At 61.3% G+C, this 26442-nt stretch carries 19 protein-coding genes; 12 read left to right on the forward strand and 7 right to left on the reverse strand.

What is annotated here, in order from left to right:
• The first annotated feature begins 1 nt into the window (after position 1).
• Positions 2 to 1834 carry a glutamine--fructose-6-phosphate transaminase (isomerizing) gene (gene glmS, locus ABIA48_RS15075; protein WP_310055379.1) on the forward strand — a complete coding sequence of 611 codons (1833 nt, stop codon included), beginning with the start codon at positions 2 to 4 and terminating at the stop codon, positions 1832 to 1834.
• 45 nt (positions 1835 to 1879) lie between these two features.
• Here glmS and ABIA48_RS15080 read toward each other — a convergent pair whose 3' ends face one another.
• Genes ABIA48_RS15080 through ABIA48_RS15095 form a run of 4 tightly spaced genes read right to left on the reverse strand, consistent with a single transcriptional unit; the run spans position 1880 to position 6689 of the window.
• Positions 1880 to 2905, reverse strand: a complete 1026-nt coding sequence (locus tag ABIA48_RS15080) for a DUF2955 domain-containing protein (protein WP_429489632.1) — start codon at positions 2903 to 2905, stop codon at positions 1880 to 1882.
• Complete coding sequence (locus tag ABIA48_RS15085; RefSeq protein WP_429489634.1) at positions 2895 to 4013, reverse strand: HlyD family secretion protein; 1119 nt, start codon at positions 4011 to 4013, stop codon at positions 2895 to 2897. Before ABIA48_RS15085 ends, ABIA48_RS15080 begins: the two co-directional genes overlap by 11 nt.
• A complete protein-coding gene (locus ABIA48_RS15090; protein ID WP_429489636.1) occupies positions 4006 to 5517 on the reverse strand; it encodes an efflux transporter outer membrane subunit in 1512 nt (503 codons plus the stop codon). Before ABIA48_RS15090 ends, ABIA48_RS15085 begins: the two co-directional genes overlap by 8 nt.
• Before the next feature lie 14 nt (positions 5518 to 5531).
• Complete coding sequence (locus tag ABIA48_RS15095) at positions 5532 to 6689, reverse strand: AI-2E family transporter (RefSeq protein ID WP_429489638.1); 1158 nt, start codon at positions 6687 to 6689, stop codon at positions 5532 to 5534.
• 595 nt (positions 6690 to 7284) lie between these two features.
• Here ABIA48_RS15095 and ABIA48_RS15100 point away from each other — a divergent pair.
• From ABIA48_RS15100 to ABIA48_RS15120, 5 genes are all read left to right on the forward strand, one after another.
• Positions 7285 to 8187 (forward strand): LysR family transcriptional regulator, encoded by a 903-nt coding sequence (locus ABIA48_RS15100; RefSeq protein ID WP_429489640.1) that lies wholly within the window; start codon positions 7285 to 7287, stop codon positions 8185 to 8187.
• A 127-nt stretch (positions 8188 to 8314) separates the two neighbouring features.
• On the forward strand, positions 8315 to 8941 hold the full coding sequence (locus ABIA48_RS15105; protein ID WP_429489642.1) for a glutathione S-transferase family protein: 627 nt from the start codon (positions 8315 to 8317) through the stop codon (positions 8939 to 8941).
• 63 nt (positions 8942 to 9004) lie between these two features.
• Positions 9005 to 11035 (forward strand): pyridoxamine 5'-phosphate oxidase family protein, encoded by a 2031-nt coding sequence (locus ABIA48_RS15110; protein ID WP_429489644.1) that lies wholly within the window; start codon positions 9005 to 9007, stop codon positions 11033 to 11035.
• Positions 11036 to 11293: 258 nt separating this feature from the next.
• Positions 11294 to 12490, forward strand: coding sequence for a DUF3142 domain-containing protein (locus ABIA48_RS15115; RefSeq protein WP_429489646.1), 1197 nt, complete (start codon positions 11294 to 11296; stop codon positions 12488 to 12490).
• Positions 12477 to 14591: a hypothetical protein gene (locus ABIA48_RS15120; RefSeq protein ID WP_429489648.1), complete on the forward strand. Its 2115-nt coding sequence runs from the start codon at positions 12477 to 12479 to the stop codon at positions 14589 to 14591. Before ABIA48_RS15115 ends, ABIA48_RS15120 begins: the two co-directional genes overlap by 14 nt.
• A 3-nt stretch (positions 14592 to 14594) precedes the next feature.
• Here ABIA48_RS15120 and ABIA48_RS15125 read toward each other — a convergent pair whose 3' ends face one another.
• A complete protein-coding gene (locus ABIA48_RS15125; RefSeq protein ID WP_429489650.1) occupies positions 14595 to 15224 on the reverse strand; it encodes a LysE family translocator in 630 nt (209 codons plus the stop codon).
• 145 nt (positions 15225 to 15369) lie between these two features.
• On the opposite strand from ABIA48_RS15125, the gene ABIA48_RS15130 reads away from it, so the two are divergent.
• Complete coding sequence (locus ABIA48_RS15130) at positions 15370 to 15843, forward strand: Lrp/AsnC family transcriptional regulator (protein ID WP_007969928.1); 474 nt, start codon at positions 15370 to 15372, stop codon at positions 15841 to 15843.
• Between the two features lie 123 nt (positions 15844 to 15966).
• Here the strand turns inward: ABIA48_RS15130 and lpdA are convergent, their stop codons facing one another.
• Positions 15967 to 17367 (reverse strand): dihydrolipoyl dehydrogenase, encoded by a 1401-nt coding sequence (gene lpdA, locus ABIA48_RS15135; RefSeq protein ID WP_429489652.1) that lies wholly within the window; start codon positions 17365 to 17367, stop codon positions 15967 to 15969.
• 214 nt (positions 17368 to 17581) lie between these two features.
• Between lpdA and ABIA48_RS15140 the strand changes: the two genes are divergently transcribed.
• The 5 genes from ABIA48_RS15140 (at position 17582) to cfaB (ending at position 24939) form a co-directional block, all read left to right on the forward strand.
• Positions 17582 to 19540, forward strand: a complete 1959-nt coding sequence (locus ABIA48_RS15140; RefSeq protein WP_429492870.1) for an SPFH domain-containing protein — start codon at positions 17582 to 17584, stop codon at positions 19538 to 19540.
• Positions 19537 to 20574 (forward strand): protease modulator HflC, encoded by a 1038-nt coding sequence (hflC, locus tag ABIA48_RS15145; RefSeq protein WP_429489654.1) that lies wholly within the window; start codon positions 19537 to 19539, stop codon positions 20572 to 20574. The genes ABIA48_RS15140 and hflC overlap by 4 nt, the downstream gene beginning before the upstream one ends.
• The gene (hflK, locus tag ABIA48_RS15150) at positions 20571 to 21629 is read left to right on the forward strand and encodes a protease modulator HflK (RefSeq protein WP_429489656.1); all 1059 of its coding nucleotides are present in this window, start codon (positions 20571 to 20573) and stop codon (positions 21627 to 21629) included. The genes hflC and hflK overlap by 4 nt, the downstream gene beginning before the upstream one ends.
• Positions 21626 to 23536, forward strand: coding sequence for a cation-translocating P-type ATPase (locus tag ABIA48_RS15155; RefSeq protein ID WP_429489658.1), 1911 nt, complete (start codon positions 21626 to 21628; stop codon positions 23534 to 23536). The genes hflK and ABIA48_RS15155 overlap by 4 nt, the downstream gene beginning before the upstream one ends.
• A gap of 218 nt (positions 23537 to 23754) precedes the next feature.
• On the forward strand, positions 23755 to 24939 hold the full coding sequence (cfaB, locus tag ABIA48_RS15160) for a C17 cyclopropane fatty acid synthase CfaB (RefSeq protein WP_108230957.1): 1185 nt from the start codon (positions 23755 to 23757) through the stop codon (positions 24937 to 24939).
• Here cfaB and cls read toward each other — a convergent pair.
• The gene (gene cls, locus ABIA48_RS15165) at positions 24936 to 26375 is read right to left on the reverse strand and encodes a cardiolipin synthase (RefSeq protein ID WP_429489661.1); all 1440 of its coding nucleotides are present in this window, start codon (positions 26373 to 26375) and stop codon (positions 24936 to 24938) included. The genes cfaB and cls overlap by 4 nt on opposite strands.
• Between the last annotated feature and the right edge of the window lie 67 nt (positions 26376 to 26442).

Below are 26442 nucleotides of genomic sequence, written 5' to 3' on the forward strand. Positions count from 1 at the left end.
CATGTGTGGAATTGTCGGCGCAGTCGCAGAACGTAATATCACCGCCATCCTCGTCGAAGGCCTGAAGCGCCTCGAGTACCGTGGGTATGACAGCGCTGGCGTGGCGGTCTACACCAACGATGAAAAACTCGAGCGCCTGCGTCGTCCGGGCAAGGTCAGTGAGCTGGAGCAGGCATTGGCCACCGAACCGTTGGTGGGTCGACTGGGTATTGCCCACACGCGCTGGGCCACCCACGGTGCGCCATGCGAGCGCAATGCTCACCCGCATTTCTCCGGCGACCTGGCGGTGGTGCACAACGGCATCATCGAAAACCATGAAGCCCTGCGTGAACAACTCAAGGCCTTGGGCTATGTGTTTACCTCGGACACCGACACCGAAGTCATCTCCCACCTGCTGAACCACAAACTCAAGGATCTGCGCGATCTGACCGTGGCCCTCAAGGCGACCGTCAAAGAGTTGCACGGTGCTTACGGCCTGGCGGTGATCAGCGCGCAGCAACCGGATCGCCTGGTTGCGGCCCGCAGTGGCAGCCCGCTCGTCATTGGCCTGGGCCTGGGGGAAAACTTCCTCGCGTCCGACCAATTGGCCCTGCGCCAGGTCACCGACCGCTTCATGTACCTGGAAGAAGGCGATATCGCCGAAATCCGCCGCGACAGTGTGCAGATCTGGGACGTTGACGGCCAGGCTGTCGAGCGCGAGACCGTGCAATACCGCGACGGTGCCGAAGCCGCTGAAAAGGGCGAGTTCCGCCACTTCATGCTCAAGGAAATCCACGAGCAACCGTCTGTGGTGCAGCGCACCCTGGAAGGTCGCCTGAGCCAGAACCAGGTACTGGTACAGGCGTTCGGCCCACAGGCTGCCGAACTGTTCGCCAAAGTGCGTAACGTACAGATCGTCGCGTGTGGCACCAGCTACCACGCCGGTATGGTCGCGCGTTACTGGCTCGAAGAGCTGGCCGGCATTCCTTGCCAGGTCGAAGTCGCCAGCGAGTTCCGCTACCGCAAGGTGGTGGTGCAGCCGGACACCTTGTTCGTGACCATTTCCCAGTCCGGTGAGACCGCCGACACCCTGGCCGCGCTGCGCAATGCCAAGGAACTGGGCTTTCTCGCCAGCCTGGCGATCTGCAACGTCGGCATCAGCTCGCTGGTGCGTGAATCCGATCTGACCCTGCTGACCCAGGCCGGTCGCGAAATCGGCGTGGCTTCGACCAAAGCCTTCACCACGCAATTGGTTGGCCTGTTGTTGCTGACGCTGTCCCTGGGCCAGGTTCGTGGCACCTTGGCTAAAGGCGTTGAAGCGACGCTGGTCGAAGAACTGCGTCGATTGCCAACCCGTCTGGGCGAAGCGCTGGCCATGGACAGCACCGTGGAAAAAATCTCCGAGCTGTTCGCCGAGAAACACCACACGCTGTTCCTCGGACGTGGCGCGCAGTTCCCGGTAGCGATGGAAGGGGCACTCAAGCTCAAGGAAATCTCCTACATCCACGCCGAAGCCTATCCAGCCGGCGAGCTGAAACACGGCCCGTTGGCGCTTGTGGATAACGACATGCCAGTGGTGACCGTGGCGCCGAACAACGAGCTGCTGGAGAAGTTGAAGTCCAACCTCCAGGAAGTCCGCGCCCGCGGTGGCCAGTTGATCGTCTTCGCTGACGAGAAGGCCGGCATGACCAACGGCGAAGGCACTCACGTGGTGCACATGCCGCACATCCACGACATCCTGTCGCCGATCCTCTACACCATCCCGCTGCAGCTGCTGTCGTACTACGTTGCCGTACTTAAAGGCACCGACGTCGACCAGCCGCGTAACCTGGCGAAGTCGGTTACTGTGGAATAAGTTATCCACAATGAAAAACCCCCTTCTCAGGGGGTTTTTCTGTTTCTAGGTGGACGTCATTCGACGTTGCCGCCGCGTGTCGAGCAGATAGACCATGGCGCAGGCATACAAGGTGACGAGAATGAACAGGCCCATGCGGATGGCGAAGGCGGTGTAGACGTCCTTGCCCGCGGCACTGTCCTGTACCGATTGGCCGAGCAGAATGATCAGGGTTGCCAGACTGTTAAGCCAGAAACTCGGTGGTTGCCGGGTCCGGGCCAGGCCGTAGAGTTTTCTGGCCACCAGCAAACCGAATAGCAACATCCACAGAAAGAACATCCACAGGTTGACGAACAGGCTCAGCGCGCACCAGAAAAGGATCGCCATCAGGCCGCCGAGCAGGGTCGAGCCGAGCAATTCCTGGCCGGCGCTGCGGGCGCTGGTTGCGCAGCTCTGTTGGCCGAGGCTGACGGCTTTCATGATGATCGGCAGGTAGCTGGCCGGGTCAATCATGGCCAGCAGGAACGTCGGCAGCACCACCAGCGTGGCCCGTAGCGCCAGCCAGCTGCTTTCGCTGGGCGTAAGGCTCGGGCCGGGTTTGGCCGGTGGGGCGCTGGCGGGGTCGGGAAACAGCCAGTGGCTGATGCTCAGCGTCGTGACGGCCAGGAACAGTCCCTTGACCAGGGCCACGATCACCTCGAGCGCCAGGGCGAATTCAGTGGTTCCGGCGGAACTGATCAAGGTCAGGCCCACCACCAGGAAAGTCGCCACCAGCGGGTTGCCACCACGCAGGCCATAACCGAAGGCCAGGAACAGACACAGTCCGACCAGCAACACGCCACTGAACGGGTAGTAGCGCAGCAGGGGAATGAGCAGCAGGCCGGTCCCGGTGGTCAACATCAGGATCAGGATCAGACCCAGGCTGGCCTTGAACGGCAATGGCCGGTTCATCGCCGCCAGCATCATCAGCGCCAGCATCGGCGCGAGGAACGGGATGGGCAGGGCCAGACCAAAGCTCGCCGCCAGGCACAGCGCCGTACCGAAGCTCAGGCGCAGGGCGCGCTGAACCCGGGCCGGGCGCTCAATACGCATAGGACATCCAGCTCATCAGGCGCAGGAACAGGCGACCGAGAATATTCAGCGGATTACCTTCACCCGGGAACGCCATGACTTCGGCCTGCCCGCCGGCCCGGATGCCTTGCGGGCTAGTCAACTCACCGGGCTCGAACTCAATGATGACCGGAAATCGCTGGGCAGGGCGCAGCCAATCGCGGCTGTTCTCCACTTTCGGCAGGCTCCCCGGCTGGGTGGTCTGGCCGACATCAACGCCATAACCGACGCTGCGCACATGGCCTTTGAAGATTCTCCCTGGCAGGGCGTCGAGGACGATGGAAACCGGCGTCCCGGGCTGGACGCTTCCCAGGTTGTTTTCGGTCATGTCGGCGCTGATCCAGACATCGTGGATGGCGATCAGGGTCATCACCGGAGCACCGGCGGCGGCGAACTGGCCGACATCGGTGCGCAAATCGGTGATCAGGCCGGCCGAACGGGCGTGGACCTTTGTATTGCTCAAATCCAGCTCGGCTTTTTCAAGGTTGCTGGCGGCGCTGAGCAACTGGGCGTTTTCTGATTCGTTACCGCCCTGTTGTTCCCGTGCCCGTTGCACTTCGGCCTTGGCTGCAGCGACCTGGCTGATGGACTCTTCGAGGGTGGCGCGGGAAATCTCCAGGCGTCGCAGCGAGATGGTGCCCGGGTCTTCGCGGTACAGCCGCTCAAGCCGCTGGCTGTCCTGGCGTGCCTTGAGTTCGTTGGCCTGGGATGCGCGCAAGGATGCTTGCTTGGAGTCGACGCCGGCGGTGTTGGCGCCCACCTGGCGACGGGTCGACTCAAGGTCGGCACGGGCGCGATCGACGGCAATCTGGTACTGCTCCGGATTGACTTCAAACAGCAATTCGCCAGCCTTGACGTCCTGGTTATTGCGTACGTGCACCTGGGTCACCCGACCGGATACTTCGGCCGCCACCGGCACCACGAAGGCCTGCACCCGCGCCTGTTGCGTGTAGGGTGTGTAGCGGTCGGCCAGCAGGTACCAGACCAGGCTCAGGATGATCAACAGCACCACCCAGTTGATCGCTTTTTTGGCCGGGTCGGCGGCGGGTGCCGAGGTGTTCTCGGCGGCCGGTTGTGGGCTGTCAGTCATGGGCACTTTCCTTCGGTTCGTCGAGCAGATCGCCCCAATCGGTCCGTTGTTGCATCTGTTGGCGGGTGGCGGGGTCGATCATCGGCCGGTCGCTGTACCAGCCACCGCCCAGGGCCTTGTACAGGGCGATCAGGCTGTTGACGGCGGTGCCACGGTTGACCAGGTAGATATCCTGCTGGGCAAACAGGGCGCGCTGGGCATCCAGCACGCGCTGGAAATCCGAGTAACCTTCGCGGTATTGGGCATTGGCCAGGGTCACCGAACGTTCGGCGGCCACCGACGCATCGCTGAGTATTTGGTCGCGCTCCAACGCCTTGATCAAGCCGGTCGCGGCATCGTCGGCCTCGCGTGCAGCCTGGCGCACGCTGTCCTGGTAGATAACGATCAATTGCTGCAAGCGGGCATCCTGCACGCGGACGTTGTTGGTGATCCGGCCATGGTCGAAGATGTCCCAGCGCAGACTGGGGCCGGCCACCAGGTCGAGGGTATTGGACGCACCATTGAGCGAGCTGGCGGACCAGACGATGCTGCCCAGCAGACTGATGGAGGGGTAGAGGTCGGTCTCGGCCACGCCGATCAATGCCGACTGCGCCGCCACTTGCAGCTCGGCAGCGCGAACATCGGGGCGCCGCACCAACAGGTTGGCAGGCACATCCTGCAAGACCGCGGTATCGAGCAGAGGCACCACCCCGGTGTAGCGATCAAGATCAGGGATCGTGCCGGGAGGCTGGCCGATCAGGGTGGACAACGCATTGCGCAAGCTCGCCACCTGGCTTTCGAAATCCGGGATGGTGCTCAGCGTGCCCAAGTACTGGGTCTTGGCTTGTTGCAGATCGAGTTCGGCTTCGGCTCCGCTTTTGAACAGGCGCTCGGTGATCTCGTAGCTGCGTTTTTGCAATGCGGCGTTACTGCGGGCGATGTGCAGGCGCGCCTCGGCGGTGCGCAAGGCGTAGTAGGTTTGTGCCAGTTGCGCGTGCAACAGCACCAGGGCATTTTCATAGTTGGCCTGGGCGGCAAACCAGGACGCGTCGGCTGATTCGATGGCACGGCTGAAGCGCCCCCAGAAATCCAGCTCCCAACCAATATCGAAACCGGCGCTGTATTGCCAGAAATGCGTGTCCTGGGGGTTGGCGCCGCCCGATTGTCGACGGTTCAGGTAGAGGCTGTCGGCGCTGGCCTGTTGCAATTGAGGGTAGCGTCCACTCAGGGCGATGCCCAATTGCGCGCGGGATTCCATGACCCGCAGGCCTGCGACCTGCAGGTCGGCGTTGTGGGCATCGGCTTCGGCGATCAAGTGGTCCAGCACCGGGTCGTCGAACACCCGCCACCATTGGCGGCTGTCCGGTTGCGGCCGTTTTTGCCCGGCGATTTCCAGGGCCGGGCTGTTCCAGTGTTCGACCCAGGGCTGGGCCGGTGACTGGAAATCCGGGCCCAGTTGCACGCAGCCACCCAGAACGACGGTGCCGCAGAGCAGCAGCCGGCTGATGCGAGCAGGGCATGGCATCAAGCGCAAACTCCTCAGAGGGGACGCTGATCGTTCATTGCCTCTACTTTGGGAGTCTCGTTCACCGCGTCGATCTGAGGAGTCTCGTTCAGTCCCTCGGCCGACGGTTGGTCCTGGACCCATTGCCAGAACAGTTGGTAACCCACCGCCAACGCTACCGGCCCGATGAACAAACCGATGAAGCCGCCGCTCACCATGCCGCCCAGGGCGCCAATCAGAATCACCGGCATCGGGACATCGACGCCACGACCCAGCATCAATGGCTTGAGGACGTTATCGGCCATCCCGGCAATCAGGCTGTAGATGCCAAACACGATGGTGGCCAGGGTGGTCCCTTCGGTGGCGAAGACATAAGCGATCACCGGAAGGGTCACCAGCAGCACCGGTAATTGCATGATCCCCATCAACAGCGCCACCATCGCCAGCAGCCCGGCACCGGGGACGCCCATGAGTACGAAGCCCACGCCTACCAGCAACATCTGAATGAACGCGATACCCACCACGCCTTGGGCGACTGCGCGGATGGTTGCCGTGCAGAGCTCGGTAATGCGTGGGCCACGCTCTGGTCCGGAAAGGCGCGAGGTGATGGCCAGGGCGCTTCTTTCGCCGTTTTCGCCATAGGCCATGAACACGCCGGCAATGATCAGGGCGCCGATGAACAACAGAAAACCCACACCAACGTCAGCCATTTTGCCCAACAAGGTCAGGCCGATGGACTTGATATAGGGCATCAGCTTCATGAACACGCTGCTCATGTTGGTGGCGGCCTGCATCCAGTAGTCGTAGAGCGGCTGGCCAATAAACGGCAGGGACGCGATTTTTTCGCTGGGTAGCGGAATCTGCAGCGAATCGGACTTAAGGATAGCCAGGGTGCCCTGGATCGACTCACTGATCGAGGTGCCCAGCAGGTAGATCGGTACCATCAGCAAGGCCAGGGCGACCACCACGATCAGGGTGGCGGCATGACCGTCCTTGTTGACCAGCTTGCGCTTGATGAGCGCATGCAGTGGATACAGGGTGATGGCCAGAATCAGTGCCCAGAGCATGAGGTTGAGGAAGGGGTGAAAGATCTGGAAGCAGAACAGTACCAGCACCGTAATGAGCCCGGCGCGAATCAGTACATCGAGCAAACCACCGGACAGTGCTCTAGCAGAAATGTTTGTGCGTAACATTTTCGAACTCCTTGCTGTGTCACACAGATTAGCCAGCCATATGAAGTTCAACTTTTCCCTACTAAGTGAACCCTTGACGCAAGATCGACGGACAGCCGTCCAAGCGTTAACAACCCATATTGCCTTACTTCTGGCAGGGAAAATTTCAACGAGGTGCCTACCTAAAACTCAGTAGGTGACAGGGTGGCTTGTAGTATAGGAGCAGTCGTGTATTCCGCCTGTTCAGGCAGACCGGAATCGCGCTGCAGTTGATGGCGCCCGCTGATGAGCCTTTACCTGGAGATTGGTTTGACGCAGTGCCAATGGCTGGTTTTTCCTGTCAGGTATTAGTCGTTGCAGCAGGCGGGTCCGGATAATTGCGAACAGTTGTACCCGTCGCAAGATAATAATCCTCAATAATTATCAATAATTCCCGGTGCGTTTGTTCGAGTGTCCGTGGGTTTGAGACTCACATTGTTTTCACGGAGTAGACGCTAGAGTTCAGTAGCCCATTGATTTACTTGATGGTCGTGTACCCCATTATGTTATTGACCGCCTGCGCAACAAATCCCGGTCAGCGGTTGCGACTTTATTGATTCGAAAGGAGGACATGCCCATGGACCGCTTCCAGGAAATGCAGGTCTTCGCTGCCGTCGCCCAGGAACAGGGTTTTTCGGCGGCGGCGCGGCGTTTGGGCCTGTCGGCGGCCAGTGTCACCCGAGCAGTGGCCGCGCTGGAGAAGCGTATTGGCACGCAACTGCTCACACGTACAACGCGCAGTGTGCATTTGAGTGAGGCCGGTCAGCGATATCTGGAGGACTGTCGGAGAATTCTCGCCGAGGTGCAGGAAGCGGAGGATTCGGCAGCAGGCAGCCATATCCATCCTCGTGGGCAACTGACCATCACCGCACCGGTTTTGTTTGGAGAGCTGTTTGTCACGCCGCTGATGGTGAGCTACCTGACGCAGTTCCCCGAGGTCTGCATCAACGCGCTGCTGGTGGACCGGGTGGTGAGCGTGGTCGAGGAGGGCGTTGATGTGGCCATCCGCATCGGCGAACTCCCTGACAGCAATCAACATGCGATCCGCGTAGGCGAGGTGCGGCGGGTGATCTGCGCTTCGCCACAGTTTCTGGCCAGCCACGGTCGGCCCAGGCATCCGCAGGAACTGGCCCAGGCGCCGATTATTGCGACATCGGCCATTGGTCAACTCAGGAGTTGGCCATTCGTTGAAGACGGCGAAACCCTGAGTGTGCGGGCTGAGCCGCGACTGGTGGTGACGGCGAATCAGGCGGCCATCACGGCAGCCAGTTTGGGGTTGGGATTCACGCGGGTACTGTCATATCAAGTCGCGAGCAAGGTGGCCGCCGGAGAGCTGGAAATCATTCTGGCCGACTTCGAGCTGCCGCCATTGCCCATCCATGTGCTCTATCAGGGCGGACGCAAAGCGCCGGCCCGGGTGCGCAGTTTTGTGGATTTCGCGGTAAAGACACTGCGCGAGCATCCGGCGCTCAACCACTGAGTTATTTCATCCACTGAAATAATGGATTGCGTTTGCTGGTGATTCTGTTGTTTTGGATGTGAGTGGAAGATACACCCCATCGGCGCTGCTCTCTCCTGAACAGCACCACTGACCCGAGGTGTCGACCATGCAAGCGATCAAACTCTACAACTTCCCACGTTCCGGCCATGCTCATCGTGTCGAGTTGATGCTGTCCCTGCTGCAATTGCCGACCGAATTGATCTTCGTTGACCTCGCCAAGGGCGAACACAAGCAACCGGCGTTCCTTGCCCTCAATGCATTCGGTCAGGTGCCGGTGATTGATGACCAGGGCGTAGTGCTGGCCGATTCCAATGCGATTCTGGTTTATCTGGCGCAAAAGTACGGCAATGGTCGCTGGTTGCCGACGGATCCGGTGGGGGCCGCCAAGGTCCAGCGCTGGTTATCGGTGGCTGCCGGTCCGATTGCCTTCGGCCCTGCCCGGGCTAGATTGATCACCGTGTTTGGCGCGCCTTATAACGCTGAAGAAGTGATTGCCTACGCCCACACCGTGCTCAAAGTGATCGATCACGAACTGGCCAATACGCCGTATCTGGTTGGTACTGAACCGACGGTTGCCGACGTCGCCGCCTACAGCTACATCGCCCACGCGCCCGAGGGCAATGTGTCGCTGGACGAGTACGCCAATATTCGCGCCTGGCTGGCTCGCATCGAAGCCTTGCCGGGTTTTGTCGGCATGCCGCGCACCGTCGCCGGTCTGCAAAAAAACGCCTGATGCTCGCGGCCCGGTGTTGCCGGGCCGCCCCGACCTGCGCCAGCGGCGCAAGGGAGAAGCCCTATGGACCGTTCACCCTGGCATGCCGGCGAGAAACAACTGCAGGCGCATGTGGGCGTTGCCGAACGAATGGAAATCTTCGGTCGTAAGGTGATTCGCAGTGAGATGCCGGACCAGCACCGCACGTTCTATCAGCAATTGCCCTTCATGCTGTATGGAGCGGTGGATGCCGACGGTCATCCCTGGGCCAGTATCCTTGAAGGCCAGCCCGGTTTCGCACAATCACCAGAACCTGGCCTGCTGCAATTTCGCAGCCTGCCGACCTTTGATGATCCCGCGCAGTTGAGCGACGGCTCGGCCATCGGCCTGTTGGGCATCGAGTTGCACACCCGCCGTCGCAACCGCATCAACGGGCATGTCCGCGCCATGACCACGGGCGGTTTCGCGGTGACGGTGGATCAGTCCTTCGGCAATTGCCCGCAGTACATTCAGTTGCGCCAGTTTCACTCGGTGCCGCTGGCCGACCCCTCGACGCGTGTCGCCCAGCATTTCAGCGGGCTGGATGACGCGGCCAAAGCCATGATTACCGGGGCGGACACGTTCTTCGTTGCCAGTTATGTGGATGTCGATGGCGAGCGCTCGGTGGATGTTTCTCACCGTGGCGGTCAGAGCGGTTTCGTACACGTGGAAGGGAATCGCCTGACCATTCCGGATTTCGCCGGCAACCTGCATTTCAATACCTTGGGCAACCTGTTGCTCAATCCCCGGGCCGGGTTGTTGTTCATCGATTTCAATACCGGTGATTTGCTGCAGCTCAGCGGACGTACTGAAATCCTTCTGGAAGGTCCTCAGGTCGAGGCGTTCCAGGGGGCCGAGCGCCTGTGGACAATCGATGTCGAGCAAGTCGTACGCCGCCCCGCCGCACTGGCGTTGCGCTGGCGTTTCGACGGCGTTTCACCCACCAGTTTGCTCACCGGTACATGGGCGCAGGCCGAGGCACGTCTGCAGGCCAAGGCTTTGGGCGATCAATGGCGGCCGTTGCGGGTGGCGCGGATTGAAGCGCAAAGCCACAACATTCGCTCGATTTACCTGGAGCCCGCCGATGGAGCCGGGTTGCCACTGTTTCAAGCCGGGCAGCATTTGCCCCTGCGCTTCAATATTGATGGTGATGTACACATCCGCACCTACAGTTTATCGAGCGCTCCGTCCGATGATTTTTTCCGCATCAGCGTGAAGCGTGACGGGCGGGTGTCTACGCATTTGCATGAGCAGATTCGTGTCGGCGACCTGTTGGAGGCGCGAGCGCCGCAAGGGCACTTCACCGTGGCGCCCCATGAGCGTCGGCCACTGGTGTTGCTGGCGGCCGGAGTGGGCATCACGCCGCTGTTGTCGATGCTGCGCGAGGTGGTTTACCAGGGATTGCGCACTCGCCGTATCCGCCCGACGTGGTTGATCCAGAGTTCGCGCACGCTGGCCGACCAGCCGTTTCGCCGGGAACTGGATCGCTTGCTCGAAGATGCCGGTGATGCGGTGCGGGTAGTGCGTTTGCTCAGCCAACCGGAAGCCGAGGCGGTGCAAGGAGAGGACTTTGACCTCAGTGGACGGATCGACGTCGCGCTGCTCAAGGATCTGCTGACGGTCGAGGATTACGATCAGCTGGATTTTGTTGTCTGTGGCCCCGGAAGTTTTACCCAGGCGCTGTACGACGGCCTGCGCGAACTGGACATTCGCGATTCGCGGATTCACGCCGAAACCTTCGGCCCGTCGACCTTGCGCCGGCGCCCGGACCCCGATGCGGTGGTCATCGAGCAACCGCCAGCCGCTACCACGTCCGTACCCGTAGTGTTCCAGCGTTCGGCCAAGGAGGCGCGCTGGCAACCGGAGGGCGGCAGCTTGCTGGAGTTGGCGGAAAGCCGTGGCCTGCGTCCGGAATTCAGTTGTCGCGGTGGCTCCTGCGGCACCTGCAAGACGCGCCTGGTCAGCGGTCAGGTGCATTACCCACTGCCGCCAGCGGAGGTGCCGGATGACGGACACGTACTGATTTGCTGTGCGATTCCGGCGCAGGGGGCGCAGCCGTTGGTGCTGGATATCTGAAGGAAGATTACCGCTGAACATTGCCCGCTGGTCGATGGCTGGGTAGGGTAGTGGGCAGAACGAAAAAGGGCCGCAGAGGCTAAGGCCATTCGGTCATGCCCCTGACATTGTGGGAGCGGGCTTGCTCGCGAAGGCGTCGTGTCAGTCAACATCAATGTTGCTGACACGACGCCTTCGCGAGCAAGCCCGCTCCCACAAGGTTTGCGGTGTGCAAACGCTTGACGCGGCCCTTTCTGCATTTCAGGAACAGGCGTTTCAATGGTTTTTTTCATTCGCTCGGTCGCCTTGCTGCTGGCGCTGGTGCTGACCGCCGGATGCGAAAGGCACGACGCACCGCCGCTGGATCAGCAACTCTACATCTGGCAGCGGCAGTGGACGCAGGCCCACGACGCCGCCCTCAGGGACAGCCGCGCCGATTTTACGACGTTGCGGGTGCTGGCCTTGCAGGCCTTCCCCAATGCCGGCTGGAGCCGTGCCCGAATTGATCCGGTATTGCTCAAGCGCGATGGCCGGCCGGTGATTGCGGTGGTTCGCCTGGATGGGCAGCTCAAGGCACTCGATCAGGAGGAGGTCACAGCACAGATCCGCCAGGTAATCAGCGATTGGCAGGAACAAGGCTTGAACCTTGTTGGCGTGGAAATCGACCACGACGCCGGAAACGCCCGGCTACCGGCGTATCGCCAGTTTCTGGCGCAATTGCGTGTAGCGTTGCCGGCTTCGCTGCCGCTGAGCATCACCGCGCTGCCGTCCTGGCTCGACAGTCGCGAACTGCCGGCGCTGTTATCCACGGTCGACAGCAGCGTGCTGCAGGTGCACGCAGTGAGCGATCCGCGTCGCGGCTTGTTTGATGCCGATCAGGCCCGGCAATGGGCGAAGGCCTGGAGTCGTATCACGACGAAACCGTTCTATGTGGCGCTACCGGCCTATGGCGTGGCGCTGCTGCCGTCGGTGGACGGTGCACCGGTTGTGGAAAGCGAAGTGACGCTGGAGCGCGAAGGCCTGCGCCGGGAATTACTCGCCGATCCGCAGTCACTGCGCACCCTCGGCACCGAACTGCGTGCCGATCCACCGAAACATCTGGCGGGACTGATCTGGTTTCGCCTGCCATTGGCCAACGACCGCCGGACCTGGAGCTTGACCACCTTGCGCGCCGTGGCGCGTGCCGATGTCCTCGACAGTCGGTTGACGCTGCAACTCTCGGCCGACAATGGCCTCTATGACATCGGCCTCAGCAACCAGGGCAACCTCGACAGCGCCTGGCCCGAACGCCTGACACTCACGGTCAGCGGCTGTGAAGGGGCCGATGCCTTGGCCGGTTACGCGTTGCAACAGCGACCGGATCTGCTTACCTTCACCCGCCTGCGCGATGGCCGAATTCCGGCCGGCGGACAGCGTGCCATCGGTTGGGCTCGCTGCGCACACATTGATCAAGGAGGTTCGAATGTTCACCCGTAACTGGCCGCGTCATTTGCTTTGCCTGAGCCTCAGCCTGCCGCTGGGCTCGGCGCTGGCCTGCGGCCCGGACTTCCCCATGCGCCTGCTGGATAACCGTGGCCAGTCGCTGGCGGAACTGCCCGAAGGCAACTTCAGCTTTGAAATCAGCCGCCTCGGCCACGCCATCAACGGCTTGAAGAACGTCACTGCTGGCGCCAACTACAGCGATCAACCTGACCTTGTAGCGCAACGGGATCAGGCCGAGCAGGCAGGACTTTCCGCTGAGCAACAAGTGTTGGTAAAACACTTGCGCAGCCTGACGGATGCCCGTCAGGTTGAAACCGAAGGAGCGCAACTGCCGCCCGAGCTCAGGTTGTATCTGGCAGGCGCCGTGGCATTTGGTACGGGTGATAATGCCTTGGCCGCCGGGTATTTCAAGAAAGTGCTGGCGTTGCCCGCCGAGCAACGGGCTTCGCGCAGCACCTGGGCGGCTTACTCGCTGGGGCGCGCGTTGTTCGCCATGAGCGCTGAAGCCGATGCGGCTCCGGATCTGCTCGAACAATCCCGCAAGGCCTTTGAGCAAACCCGGCAATTGAGCATCGACGGCTTCAGCGACCCGCTGGAACTGGGGGTCGCCAGCCTCGGTGAAGAAGCCCGGGTGGCGCGTATCGCCGGCGACTGGAACCGCGCCATCGAATTGTACGCCACGCAAAATCTGCACGGTTCCGCAGTGGGCTACACCTCGCTGAAGCTGTTGATGGCGGACCTGATGACGCTGCCGGAGGATCAAGTGGCCGAGTTGCTCAAGGGCCAGCCTGTGCAGCAATTGGTGACCGCATCACTGATCAGCCGGTTGGGCTGGTCCTTCGGCGATCAACCACCCAACGAACAAAAAATGATCAAGCTGTTGCAAAACAGCACTCGCGGCAGTCTCGAAAACGCCGACCGCCTGGCGGCGATGAATTATCAACAGGGCGATTACGCCAGCGCCAAGGCTTTCCTCGAGCATGCCGGCGATGGCGGGTTGGCCTGGTGGCTGCGGGCAAAACTGGCGGTGCGCGAGGGCGATAAAAACGCGGCCGCCGCAGCCTATGCCAAAGCGGCCCAGGCCTTCCCGCAGAATGAATCCTGGGGCGAGCGACGGACCCCGGACTTCGATTACGAAACACTTCAGCCCAAATGCCGGGTCGAGGGTGAAAGTGCGATCCTGGCCCTGCAACGCGGGGACTACCTGCAGGCCTTCGATCAGCTGTATCGCAGCAAAGGCATTTACTGGTTCGACGCCGCCACCGTCGCCGAGCGCGTATTGACCCTCGAGGAACTCAAGCACTACGTCGACACACAAGTACCGGCCCCGCCTCCACTCAGCCAGCAGGAACGCGACAATTACGTGCCCTTGCCGGTGGCGGCGAGCCTGCGCAATCTGCTGGGGCGGCGCTTGTTGCGCGAGGGGCATTACGAGCAAGCGCTGGCGTACTTCGATAATGACGGCTTGCGGCACAAGGCCAGGTTGTATGGCGAGCAACGTCTGGCGGCTGATTCTGCCTGGTGGCCGACCCGTCGCGCTGCTGCGTTGTTCCAGGCGGCCTGGACGGCACGCGAGTGGGGCATGGACATTCTGGGCTACGAAATGGCGCCGGATTACGCCACGTTCGGCGGTAACTTCGTTCTCGAAAACGCCGAACTCAAAGTCGGTCCATTGGTGGCCGAGGACGAAGTGAAGCGCCAGCAGGCCAGCGCTGCCCAACCTGATCAGCGTTACCACTATCGCTTCGTGGCCACGGCGTTGGCGAGCAAGGCCGCGGATAACTTGCCTCACACCAGCCAGGCGTTTGCAGCGGTGCTGTGTGAAGCGTCGGGGTGGAACAGCAGCCTTGAGGAGCAACGTGCGATTTATCAGCGTTATGTCAAAGAAGGGCCTTACGTGGAATGGGCCGCCGATTTCGGCCACCAATGCCCGTATCCCGACTTCGAGAACGCCGACAAACGCTACGTGACTCAAGTCACCGACGCTGCGCGTTCGGCCTTGCGGCCGTACAAGACACTGTTACAGGTCGGTGGCGTACTGGCGGTCGTGGCAGCCGCGCTGTTGTTGTTCAATCGCCGCCGCAAGGCGCAGTAAGGTTCAAACCTGTTGCACGAAGGTCAGCCGCACGGCGAAACCGATCAACAGGCTACCGAACAACCATTGCTGCAAGCGCTGGGCAGAGGGGCTGCGTTGCAGCCACCGGCCAAGTGCCGCACCGACCAGGGCGTAGGCGCTGTCGAACAACAAACCGACGCCGACCAGCACCACGCCCAAGGTCACAAATTGCCCGAGCACCGGCCCGGCCTGTGGATTGATGAATTGCGGCAGCAGCACCGAGCAGAACAACAGTGCCTTGGGGTTGAGCAGGTTGGTCAGCAGTCCGCGCCGAATGGCTGCGCTCCAGCGCGGTTTTTCGCCGGTTGTGTCGGCGCCTCCGAGGTTCGGCAGCATCGTCGTCCGCAGGCACTGAATACCGATCCACAGCAGATACGCGGCGCCTGCCAGGCGCACCACGTCGAAGGTCCAGGGCGCAGCCTTGAACAGTGCCGCCAGGCCCAGCGCCGCCAATGCCACATGACAACCGCGGGCGATGCCCAGGCCCACTGCCGTGGCCAGCGCGGCGCCTTTGCCCTGGCGGGCACCGGTCTGCAACAGCAGGATCATGTCAGGCCCGGGCAAGAGATAGACCACTGCCAATGCCATGAAAAACAGCCAGAGCCCTTGCATGTTGCACCCCATTCGTTGTCGATTCGGTCGTGCCAGTCTAGGGCTGAAGGGCGGGGCAGGTGCTTGCGTTGTCAGCTTCTATCGGAGTCTGTATTGGCATAATCTGCCACTTTATTTCGCTTGAACCATCGGGATCTGCCAAACCATGAAACTTGACGCCTACGACCGCAAGATTCTCGCGGCACTGCAACGGGACGGTCGCCTGAGCAATGTGCAACTGGCAGACGAGATCGGCCTGTCGGCATCGCCTTGTTTGCGCCGGGTCCGGATGCTCGAAGAGGCGGGGGTTATTCGCGGCTACCAGGCCAATCTGGATCGCGACGAAGTGGGGTTGGGGCTGACGGTGTTTGTCGGGGTCAAGGTCGAGCGTCATAACGACGAACAAGCCGAAGCCTTTCGCCTGGCGGTGACGGCATTGCCCGAGGTGATTTCGGCGTTTCTGGTGTCAGGGGAGTCGGACTTTCTGCTGCAGGTGGTGGTGCCGGATTTGCGTGCCTATGACCGGTTTCTCACCGGGCGTTTGTTGAAGCTGCCGGGTGTGAGCGACATCCGCAGCAACTTTGCGATTCATACGGTGAAGGCCCCGGGGGCGTTGCCGCTGGAGCATTTGCCGCTTTAGACCGAGTCGTCTGCCTTCGCGAGCAAGCCCGCTCCCACATTTGATTTGTGGCGCACACAAAACCAATGTGGGAGCGGGCTTGCTCGCGAAGGCGATAGATCAGTCACTGCAACTCTTCAAGCCTTACATCTGCGTCGCCATCCCCTCCACATTCATCGCCGCCTGACGCAACGCTTCGGAGCGGGTCGGGTGTGGGTGGCAGGTCAGGGCGATGTCTTCGGCCGAGGCGCTGAACTCCATGGCCACGCAGTACTCGCCAATCATTTCACTGACGCTCGGGCCCACCAGATGCACGCCGAGGACCTCGTCCGTGCGCTCATCGGCCAGTACTTTGGCGAAGCCTTCGGTTTCGTGGTTGATCTTCGCCCGGCTGTTGGCGGTGAAGGGAAACTTGCCGACCTTGTACGCCCGGCCTTCAGCCTTGAGCTGTTCTTCGGTCTTGCCGACGCTGGCCAGTTCCGGTTTGGTGTAGACCACGCTAGGGATCAGGTCGTAGTTGACCTCGCCAGCCTTGCCGACGATCTGTTCGACGCAGGCCATGGCTTCGTCCTCGGCCTTGTGCGCGAGCATGGGACCCGAGGTCACGTCACCAATCACCCAGACCCCGGCGGCTTCGGTGCGATGCCCCTTGTTGGCGAGCATGCCGCGTTTATCCGTGGTGAGGCCGACGTTTTCCAGGCCCAGGCCCTGTGTATAAGGTCGGCGTCCGATGGCCACCAATACGTAATCGGCTTCCAGCAACTCGGCAGCACCGCCAGCGGCAGGCTCGATGCTGAGCTGAACGCCATTGGTGGAGCTGGTGGCGCTGGTCACTTTCGAACTCAACCTGAAACTCAAGCCTTGCTTGCTCAGGGAGCGTTGCAGGGTTTTGCCGGCTTCGATATCCACGCCTGGGCAGATCCGGTCAAGGAATTCGACCACGGTCACCTGCGCCCCCAGGCGTCGCCATACCGAACCCAGCTCCAGGCCGATCACGCCGGCGCCGATCACCACCAGATGCTTGGGCACCTCTCTCAGCGCCAGGGCACCGGTGGAGTCGAGGATGCGTTTGTTATCGATGTCCACGCCGGGCAGGGGCGTGGGTTCGGAGCCGGTGGCGATGATGATGTCCCTGGCGCTCAGTTCGGTCTTGCCGACGGCGCTATCGGTCACCGTGACTTTGCCCGGTCCGTCGATGTGGCCCCAGCCTCTGATCCAGTCGACTTTGTTTTTGCGGAAAAGAAACTCGATGCCCTTGGTCAGCCCGGTAACGCTTTCATCCTTTTGCTTCATCATCTGGGCGAGGTTGAGACCGGGTTTGACTTCGATCCCCAGGTTGGCGAATTCCGCGCCCATGGCTGCGTCGTAAAGTTCGGAGGCATGCAGCAACGCCTTGGATGGCATGCAGCCGACGTTCAGGCAGGTGCCGCCGAGTGTGGCGCGGCCTTCCACGCAGGCGGCTTTCAGACCCAGTTGTCCGGCGCGGATCGCCGCGTTGTAACCGCCGGGTCCACCGCCGAGTATCACGACGTCATAAGTGCTCATGGATGTACTCCTGGATCGAAAGGGGAAGGGATGGGTAAAAGTAGTTCCTGGATAAAATTACGAACGTAATATGTGCGTTCTGCAGCATTTCGGTCAAGGCTTCAGGTACGCGACAGGTTGGGCATCTTTAGATGGCGCGCTTGAATACGGAAATTTCACCATTTTCGTTATATCGTAACGAATTGCCATGTTAGCGAAGACACTCTGGGGTGGTATGCAAGTCGATCTCGATGTTGATGAAGCGCCGTTAGCCGGGTTGCCGCGCTTTCAGCAGGCGGCCATACAAGGGCGGCGGTTGCGTCAGTTCGCCATCGGTGCGGGCATACTCGCGACGGTAGGTGTGCTGCTGGCATCTTTTGCCTGGCTGTTTTCTTCGCAAACACTGTGGCCAGCGTTGTTGCTGAACCTGAGCGCGGCGTCTGCGGTGTTGATGGCGGGTGCGCAATCGGCCGGGTGGGTGGCCCAGTGGCGTGCCCGCGCAATGAGTCCCGTGGTGCCGGAGGGCGTTGTCGACGAATCTGTCGCGCCTTCGGGGTGGTATGAACGCTTGCTGGACCGGATCAGCCGGCAATCGCAGCACCTGCTCAGGCAAATAGGCGCGCCGACGCTGTGGCTTGGCGGTTGGGCCGTGTTGGCGCTGGTGGGCGTCGAACAGGCCTGGAACCTCACGTTGCCCCCGGCAGCGTTGGGCCTGGCCGCCACTGTCGGGGCGGCGTGCTCCTTGCTGTTGGCGTTCGGCCTGTTGGTGATGGAGCGCCATCTGACCCAGGAAAACCCCGCGCAATGGCCTGAAGCTGCCGCGTTGGCGCAATTGACGCGTGTGGCGATCATCAGCCTGGTACTCGGTGCCTTTTGTCTGTTGTTTGCCGATGAAACGTCGATATGGCCCGTACGCCTGGCGGTATTGATCGGACTGCTGCCGGGGTTGGTGGCAGCAGAACTGTTGCTGCGCACGGTGTTGTCATTGTTCAGCCCGCGCCGCGAACGCCTGGAACCGGAGCTGCTGGCGCGCAGTTTTGTCGCTGACATGTTGCGCTGGCCACCACAGCCATTGCTGGCGCTGCAGCACGAATTGCATAACCGCTTCGGCATCGATCTGCGGCAGATCTGGGCCTTCACTTACATGCGTCGGGCGTTCCTGCCGGTGTTGGCGGTGGTTGCGCTCGTTGGCTGGTCGCTGACTGGCATTCACGAAATTGCGCTGCAAGGGCGTGGCATCTACGAACGATTCGGCAAGCCGGTGGAGGTGTTTGGCCCAGGTTTGCATATGGGGTTGCCGTGGCCATTGGGCCGTGTGTTGAGCGTCGAGAATGGCGTGGTTCACGAGTTGGCCACCAGTGTTGGCGAAACCTCGGCCCCCGTTCAGACCGACCCCGCTGAAGGCCCGGCCCCGGCGATTGCCAATCGTTTGTGGGACGCCAGCCATGTGAACGACAAATCCCAAGTGATCGCCAGCAGTCGAGCCGACAAGCAGAGCTTTCAAATCGTCAATATGGACGTGCGCTTCGTCTATCGCATCGGTCTGAGCGATGAGGCGGCGTTGGCCGCGACCTATAACAGTGCCGATGTGCCGATGTTGATTCGCAGCACCGCCAGCCGAATTCTGGTTCACGACTTCGCCTCGCGCACCCTCGACGGTTTGCTGGGCGAGGACAGGGTAGGGCTGGCTGAAGAAATCGGTCGCGCCGTCCAGGCTGACTTGCAAAAACTCGACAGCGGCGTGGAAATTCTCGCCACGGTGGTCGAGGCGATTCACCCTCCGGCCGGTGCAGCCAACGCCTATCACGGTGTGCAAGCGGCGCAGATTGCTGCGCAAGCCTTGATCGCCCGTGAACGCGGCGCCGCTGCCGAGGCCACCAACCTGGCGCAGTTGCAGGCCAGTATCGCCCGCGATCAAGCGACGGCCAGTGCGCGGGAAATCAATGCTGGCGCCCAGGCAGCGGACCTGAAATTCAATGCCGAGCGAAAAGCCTATGCCAGCGCTGGCCAAGCCTTTGTGCTGGAGCAGTATTTCAGTCAGTTGTCCCAGGGTTTGGCCAACGCCAAATTGCTGGTTCTCGATCATCGTCTGGGCGGCAGCAGCAACGCGCCGACCATCGACCTCCGTACTTTCACGCTGCCGGTTGACCCTGCGCCGTCGCGTAAAACCGCTCAGCCAGGAGCTGCCAATTGAGCCAGTCCCATACGCACGATCACGATGACCACAGCAGCCACGACCACGGCCATGGCGGGCATCACCACCACGGCCATCACCATCATGGCGATCCTCAGGAGGCCGGACCGTTTCCATGGCGCCGTATGGGGTGGGCTGCTTTGTTGGTCGCATTTGCTGTCGCTGCCGCGAGCCTGGTGCAGGTGCGTTCGGGTGAGGCTACGGTGATCACGCGCTTCGGCAATCCTTCACGGGTTTTGCTGGAGCCGGGGCTGAGCTGGCGCTGGCCGGCGCCGTTCGAGGCGGCGATCCCGGTGGATCTGCGGCTGCGCACCACCTCCAGCGGTTTACAGGACGTGGGCACGCGGGACGGTTTGCGCATCATCGTTCAGGCCTACGTGGCGTGGCAGGTACAGGGCGATCCGGACAATGTGCAACGCTTTATGCGTGCAGTGCAGAACCAGCCCGATGAAGCAGCGCGGCAGATTCGCACCTTTGTCGGTTCTGCACTGGAGACCACCGCCAGCAGTTTTGATCTGGCGAACTTGGTGAATACCGATGCCAGCCAGGTGCGCATCGCCGATTTCGAAGCGCAACTGCGCAAGCAAATCGATCAACAGCTGCTCACCACTTATGGCGTGCGTGTGGTGCAGGTCGGTATCGAGAGGTTGACGTTGCCATCGGTGACGCTCACCGCGACCGTCGACCGGATGCGTGCCGAGCGTGAAACTATCGCCACTGAACGCACGGCCATCGGCAAGCGTGAAGCTGCACAAATTCGTTCCGCCGCCGAGCGTGATGCGCGGATCGTGCAGGCAGATGCCACAGTGAAAGCCGCGGATATTGAAGCGCAATCACGCGTCGAAGCGGCACAGATTTATGGTCGTGCCTACGCGGGATCGCCGCAGCTCTACAACCTGCTGCGCTCGCTCGACACCTTGGGCACGGTGGTGACACCGGGGACCAAACTGATTCTGCGCACCGATGCTGCACCGTTCCGGGTGTTGGTTGACGGTCCGCCGAACCTCGAAAACAAGTCCGGATCGCAGCCATGAGTTTAGTTCCACGTGGAACAAATGAGTTGAGCAGTCCCTGGATTCAGGCCGGGCGTTTGGCGTTTATTGCCCTATACGCGGTGACGGTGTTGGCGGCGTTGGTGTGGGCGTTTTCCAATGTGCGGCAGATTGATCCACAAAATCGCGCAGTCGTTTTGCATTTCGGCGCGTTGGATCGCATTCAGAATGCAGGGTTGTTACTGGCCTGGCCGCAACCGTTCGAGCAGGTGATTTTGTTGCCGGCGGCGGATCGAGTGATCGAGCGTCGAGTGGAAGGCCTGCTGCGCAGTGGTGCCGCGATACAGGCAGATCGCGTGGCCAGTTTTGCCACGCCGATCAGCGATGCCCTCGCAGGCTCCGGCTATCTGTTAACGGGGGATGCCGGGGTGGTGCAACTCGATGTGCGGGTTTTCTACAAAGTCACTGAGCCCCATGCATTCGTGCTTCAGGGCGAACATGTGTTGCCGGCACTGGATCGGCTGGTAACCCGCAGTGCCGTGGCGCTCACGGCCGCACGGGATCTGGACACCATTCTGGTTGCTCGCCCGGAGTTGATTGGAGCCGATAGCCAGGCGGCAGAAAGACGCGAGCGCCTGCGGGGTGATCTGGTGCAGGGCATCAACCAGCGCTTGGCTGAGCTCACTGCGATAGGGCAGGGTTTGGGGATCGAAGTGGCGCGGGTCGATGTGCAATCGAGTCTGCCCAGTCCTGCGGTCAACGCCTTCAACGCGGTGCTGACGGCTAGCCAGCAAGCCGATAAAGCCGTCGCCAATGCGCGCACCGAAGCCGAGAAGTTGACGCAGACCGCCAACGAGCAAGCCGACCGCACACTGCAGGTGGCTCATGCCCAGGCGAGTGAACGACTGGCCAAAGCGTCGGCTGACACGGCCACTGTGTTGAGCCTGGCCAAGGCTCAACAGCAAGGTACTGACCCGCAAATGCTGCTGCGCATTTATCGCGAGCGGATGCCGAAAATTCTCGGCCAGGCCGGATCGGTCACGACGGTCGATCCCAAAGACGATTCCCGCCTGATCATTCAGGGAGCTGCACAATGACCGCTCAAACCGCCGCCGCACCGAGCCTGTTGTCGTCGACCGAACAGCGCCGCGCCGCGCGCCAGTTGACCCTGGCCATGCTCGCATTGGGCCTTCTCGCGCTGGGTTTGATCTGGCGTTGGCTGGCGCCGCAGCAGAGTGGCGTCAGTCAGCTGTTGCTGGGTTTTGCCTCATTGCTGGTCGCCGTGCCGGTCATGCGCTCGGCCTGGTACAGCCTGCGTTATCCAAGCCTGCATGGCATCACCGATCAATTGATTGCCCTGGCCATGCTGGGTGCCTGGGCCACCGGGGATCTGCTGACGGCAGCCCTGTTGCCGATCATCATGATCTTCGGTCACGTGCTGGAGGAGCGTAGCGTGATCGGTTCCCAGGAAGCGATTCACGCCCTCGGCAAACTGACCCGCAGCCACGCGCGCAAGGTGCAGGCGGACGGCACCATCATCGAAGTCGACAACGGCACGCTCAAGGCCGGCGATCTGGTCGAGGTGCGCGCCGGGGATCGGGTGCCGGCGGATGGCCGGGTGTTAGCCGGCCAGGCCAGTCTGGACACCGCCTCCATTACCGGCGAATCGGTGCCGATGGAGGCGGGTGTCGGCATGTCGGTGTTCGGTGGCGCGATCAACCTCGACGGTCTGCTGCGAATCGAAGTGACCCGCACCGGCCATGAATCGACCCTTGGCAAAGTCATCGCCCTGATGCAAAACGCCGAGCGCTCGAAGCCGCCAATCACCCGTCTGCTGGAGCGTTACGCCGGCAGCTACATGGTGCTGGTATTGCTGCTGGCCGCCGTGACCTGGTTCATCACCAACAATGCCCAAGCGATGCTCGCGGTGTTGGTGGCCGCCTGTCCTTGTGCGTTGGTGCTGTCGGCACCGGCCACGGCGATTGCCGGGGTGGCCGTGGCAGCGCGGCACGGGATTTTGATCCGCAGCTCTGCGTTCCTTGAAGAGTTGGCGGACCTGACTTCGCTGGTGGTGGACAAGACCGGGACGCTGACCTTCGGCACCTTGCGCCTGCAATCCATCGACAGTCCGCTGGAGGATCGCAGCCATGTCCTGAAGCTCGCCGCCAGCCTCGGCTCGGCCAGCAGTCACCCGGTCAGCCGTGCGCTCGCGGGGTTGGTGACCCAGGAACATTTCCTGCTGCTTTCTGACATTCATGAACGCCAGGGCCTGGGCGTGGTGGCGATGACCGGGCAGGGCGAAGCGGCGCTCGGCCGGCCAGAGTTGTTTGCGCAACTGGGCATCAGCACAACGGCGGTTCCCGATCACGACGGTCCGATTGCAGGGCTGGCGCTCAACGGCGAGTTTCTTGCCTGGCTGTTGCTGGCCGACAGCGTCAAACCCGAGGCGCAGTTTGCCTTGGGTGAGTTGCGTGAACTGGGTCTGGGTCGCCAGCTGTTGCTCACGGGGGACCGCCATAGCGTCGCGCAGACACTCGCCCGGGATGTCGGGATCAGTGACGTCGAAGCGCAAGCCCTGCCCGAAGACAAACTGAACCGCGTGCTCAAGGAAATCGACAGCGGCTTTCGGCCGATGGTGGTCGGCGATGGCATCAACGACTCCCTGGCCCTCAAGGCTGGCGTGGTGGGTGTCGCCATGGGCGCCGGCGGCGCAGACATCGCCCTGGCATCGGCTGACATCGTGTTGATCGGCAGTGACCTGCGTCGCCTCGGCACCTGCGTGCGCCTGAGTCGTCAGTGCCGTCAGACGTTGCAGGTCAATGTGATTATCGGACTGGGCTGGACCCTGGCCATTGTGGCCTTCGCCGCGTTCGGCTGGCTCGGCGCTGCCGGGGCGATGATTGCGGCGTTGTTGCATAACCTCAGCACCTTGCTGGTGTTGGGTAATGCCGGTCGTTTGCTGCGGTTCCAGGAGCCGTTGCTCAAACTCAAGGATGAAGCCTGAAAGCGAATGCTCTAAACCGGGTAATCACGGGGCTTTAACTTTTTAGAACTGTGCGCGTACTTTGTAGTCATTGGAGATGAGGGCACATCATTTTGTGTGTTCGCGGCGGCCGGTATGGGCGTCGCGAAACATTGAAAAAGGCTATTAATTCGATAGCCAGCTATTTTTCAAAGATGGTCTACCCTCTGTTTAGACGTCTGAAACAAGGGAGATTCTCCATGCTCGCGCATCTTCCACCGGCCTTACAGAATCTGCAATTGCCGCTTCGCCTGAGACTCTGGGATGGCCATGAATTCAATCTGGGGCCAACGCCCAGCGTCACGATTGTGGTCAAGGACCCACAAATGGTCTCCCAGTTTACCCATCCAAGCCTGGATGCCCTGGGCGCTGCATTTGTCGAAGGCAAACTGGAACTCGAAGGCTCCATCGGCGATGTGATCCGCGTCTGCGATGAATGGAGCCAGGCGTTGCTGGATGAAGGCGAAGGCAATCAGCCGGTTCGTAGCGCCCACGACAAAGAAATGGACGCCAAGGCGATTTCCTACCACTACGACCTTTCCAACGCGTTCTATCAGCTGTGGCTCGACAGTGACATGGCGTATTCCTGCGCTTACTTCGAGACCGGCAGCGAAACCCTCGAACAAGCCCAGCAAGCCAAGTTCCGTCATCTGTGCCGTAAGCTGCGCCTGCAGCCCGGCGAATACCTGCTGGATGTGGGTTGTGGGTGGGGCGGATTGGCGCGTTTTGCGGCGCGGGAATTTGGCGCGAAAGTGTTCGGTATCACCCTCAGCAAGGAGCAGTTGGCCCTGGCCCGGGAACGTGTAAAAGCGGAGGGCCTGGACGACCTGGTCGAACTGCAACTGCTCGACTATCGAGATCTGCCGCAGGATGGCCGTTTCGACAAAGTTGTCAGCGTCGGCATGTTCGAACACGTTGGCCACGCCAATCTTGCCGAGTACTGCAAGACCCTGTTCGGCGCGGTGAAAGAGGGCGGCCTGGTGATGAACCACGGGATCACCGCCAAATACACCGATGGCCGGCCGGTGGGGCGCGGTGCCGGTGATTTCATCGGGAAATATGTGTTCCCCAACGGCGAGCTGCCGCACCTGTCGATGATCTCCGCCGAGATCAGTGAGGCCGGGCTGGAAATCGTCGATGTCGAAAGTTTGCGCCTGCACTATGCGCGCACCCTGGATCACTGGAGCGAACGCCTGGAGGATAACCTCGAAGCGGCGTCCAGACTGGTGCCTGAGCACGTGCTGCGGATCTGGCGGCTGTATCTGGCCGGATGCGCTTATGCGTTCGCCCGGGGCTGGATCAACCTGCACCAGATTCTTGCGGTGAAGGCCCACGCCGATGGCAGTCATGAACTGCCGTGGACCCGTGACGACATCTACCTCTAGAGAATCGGTGAAATCAGCCGGGCGACCCGCATGCCGACCTGCTGCAGGCGGTGGGTCTCCCGGCCTTCTTCTTTGGCGATTTCGTGGGCGTTGGCGAAGTCATCGTTGAGCATCAACTCCACCTCGGCGGCAAACGCGCGGTCGACGGTCAGTAGCATTACTTCGAAATTCAGCCGGAACGAACGGTTGTCCATGTTGGCGCTGCCAATGGCGCTGATTTCGCTGTCGACCAACACCACTTTCTGATGCAGGAATCCGGGCTCGTAACGGAACACCCGCACTCCGGCGCGCACCGCTTCGAAGGCATAGAGACTGGAGGCGGCGTAGACGATGCGGTGGTCAGGTCGTGACGGCAACAGCAGACGCACATCCACACCGCGCAGTACCGCCAGGCGCAAAGCCGCGGACACGGCTTCGTCGGGGATGAAATACGGGCTGGTAATCCATACCCGTTCCGTTGCCGCATGGATGGCTTCGACAAAGAACAGTGAACAGGTTTCGTAGGAATCTGCCGGACCGCTGGCGAGCAACTGGCACAGCACGCCGTCTTCCGGATAAACCTCGGGCAGGATCAGTGGCGGCAGTGCACGAGCCGCCCAGAACCAGTCTTCAGCGAAAGACTCCTGCATACACGCCACCACTGGCCCGCGCACTTGTACGTGGGTATCGCGCCATGGTGCCAGGGGCGGCTTCTCGCCCATGTACTCGTCACCGACGTTGTGGCCGCCGACGAAGCCCAGAATGCCGTCTACCACCACGATCTTGCGGTGGTTGCGGAAGTTCACCTGAAAGCGATTGAGCCAGCCACTGCGGGTGGCGAAGGCTTTGACCTCGACCCCGCCATCACGCAAGGCCTGCAGATAGCCGTGGGGTAGGGAGTGGCTGCCGATTCGGTCATACAACAGGTAAATCGCCACGCCTTCGGTGGCTTTCTTTAACAACAGGGTTTGCAGGCGTTGGCCGAGGCGGTCATCGTGAACGATAAAAAACTGGATCAGCACGGCTTCTTTCGCCTGGCTGATGGCATCGAAAATGGCGTCGAATGTCTGCTGGCCGTTGATCAACAATCGCATCTCGTTATTGGCCAGGCATGGCATGTGTCCCAGTTTCGGCAGCGCTCTGAGTGAGGCATATGCCGAGGAAGCGCGGGCGGTGAGTGCTTCTTCCACCCAGGGTCGCCAGTTGAGTTCGGAGATGGCCTTGCGCATTTCCTCGTTGGCCTGCCGCCGGGCCTTGATGTAGCCATCGAACGTGCTGCGGCCGAACACCAGGTACGGGATCAGCGTGAAGTAGGGGATGAAAAACAACGACAGGGCCCAGGCAATCGCACCTTGGGCGGTACGAACAGTCAGCACGGCATGTATGGCCGCGATCATGCCCAGCGAGTGCAGCAGGGCGATGGTGTAACCGAAAATATGCGGTCCGAAATAATCCATGGGGCTGCCTTGCTCCTGAAGATTCAGTGCTTAACAGACCATGTTCCGTGCAGAATGTCGCTAATTA

Source organism: Pseudomonas sp. S30_BP2TU TE3576, from assembly GCF_050436025.1.
GTDB lineage: Bacteria > Pseudomonadota > Gammaproteobacteria > Pseudomonadales > Pseudomonadaceae > Aquipseudomonas.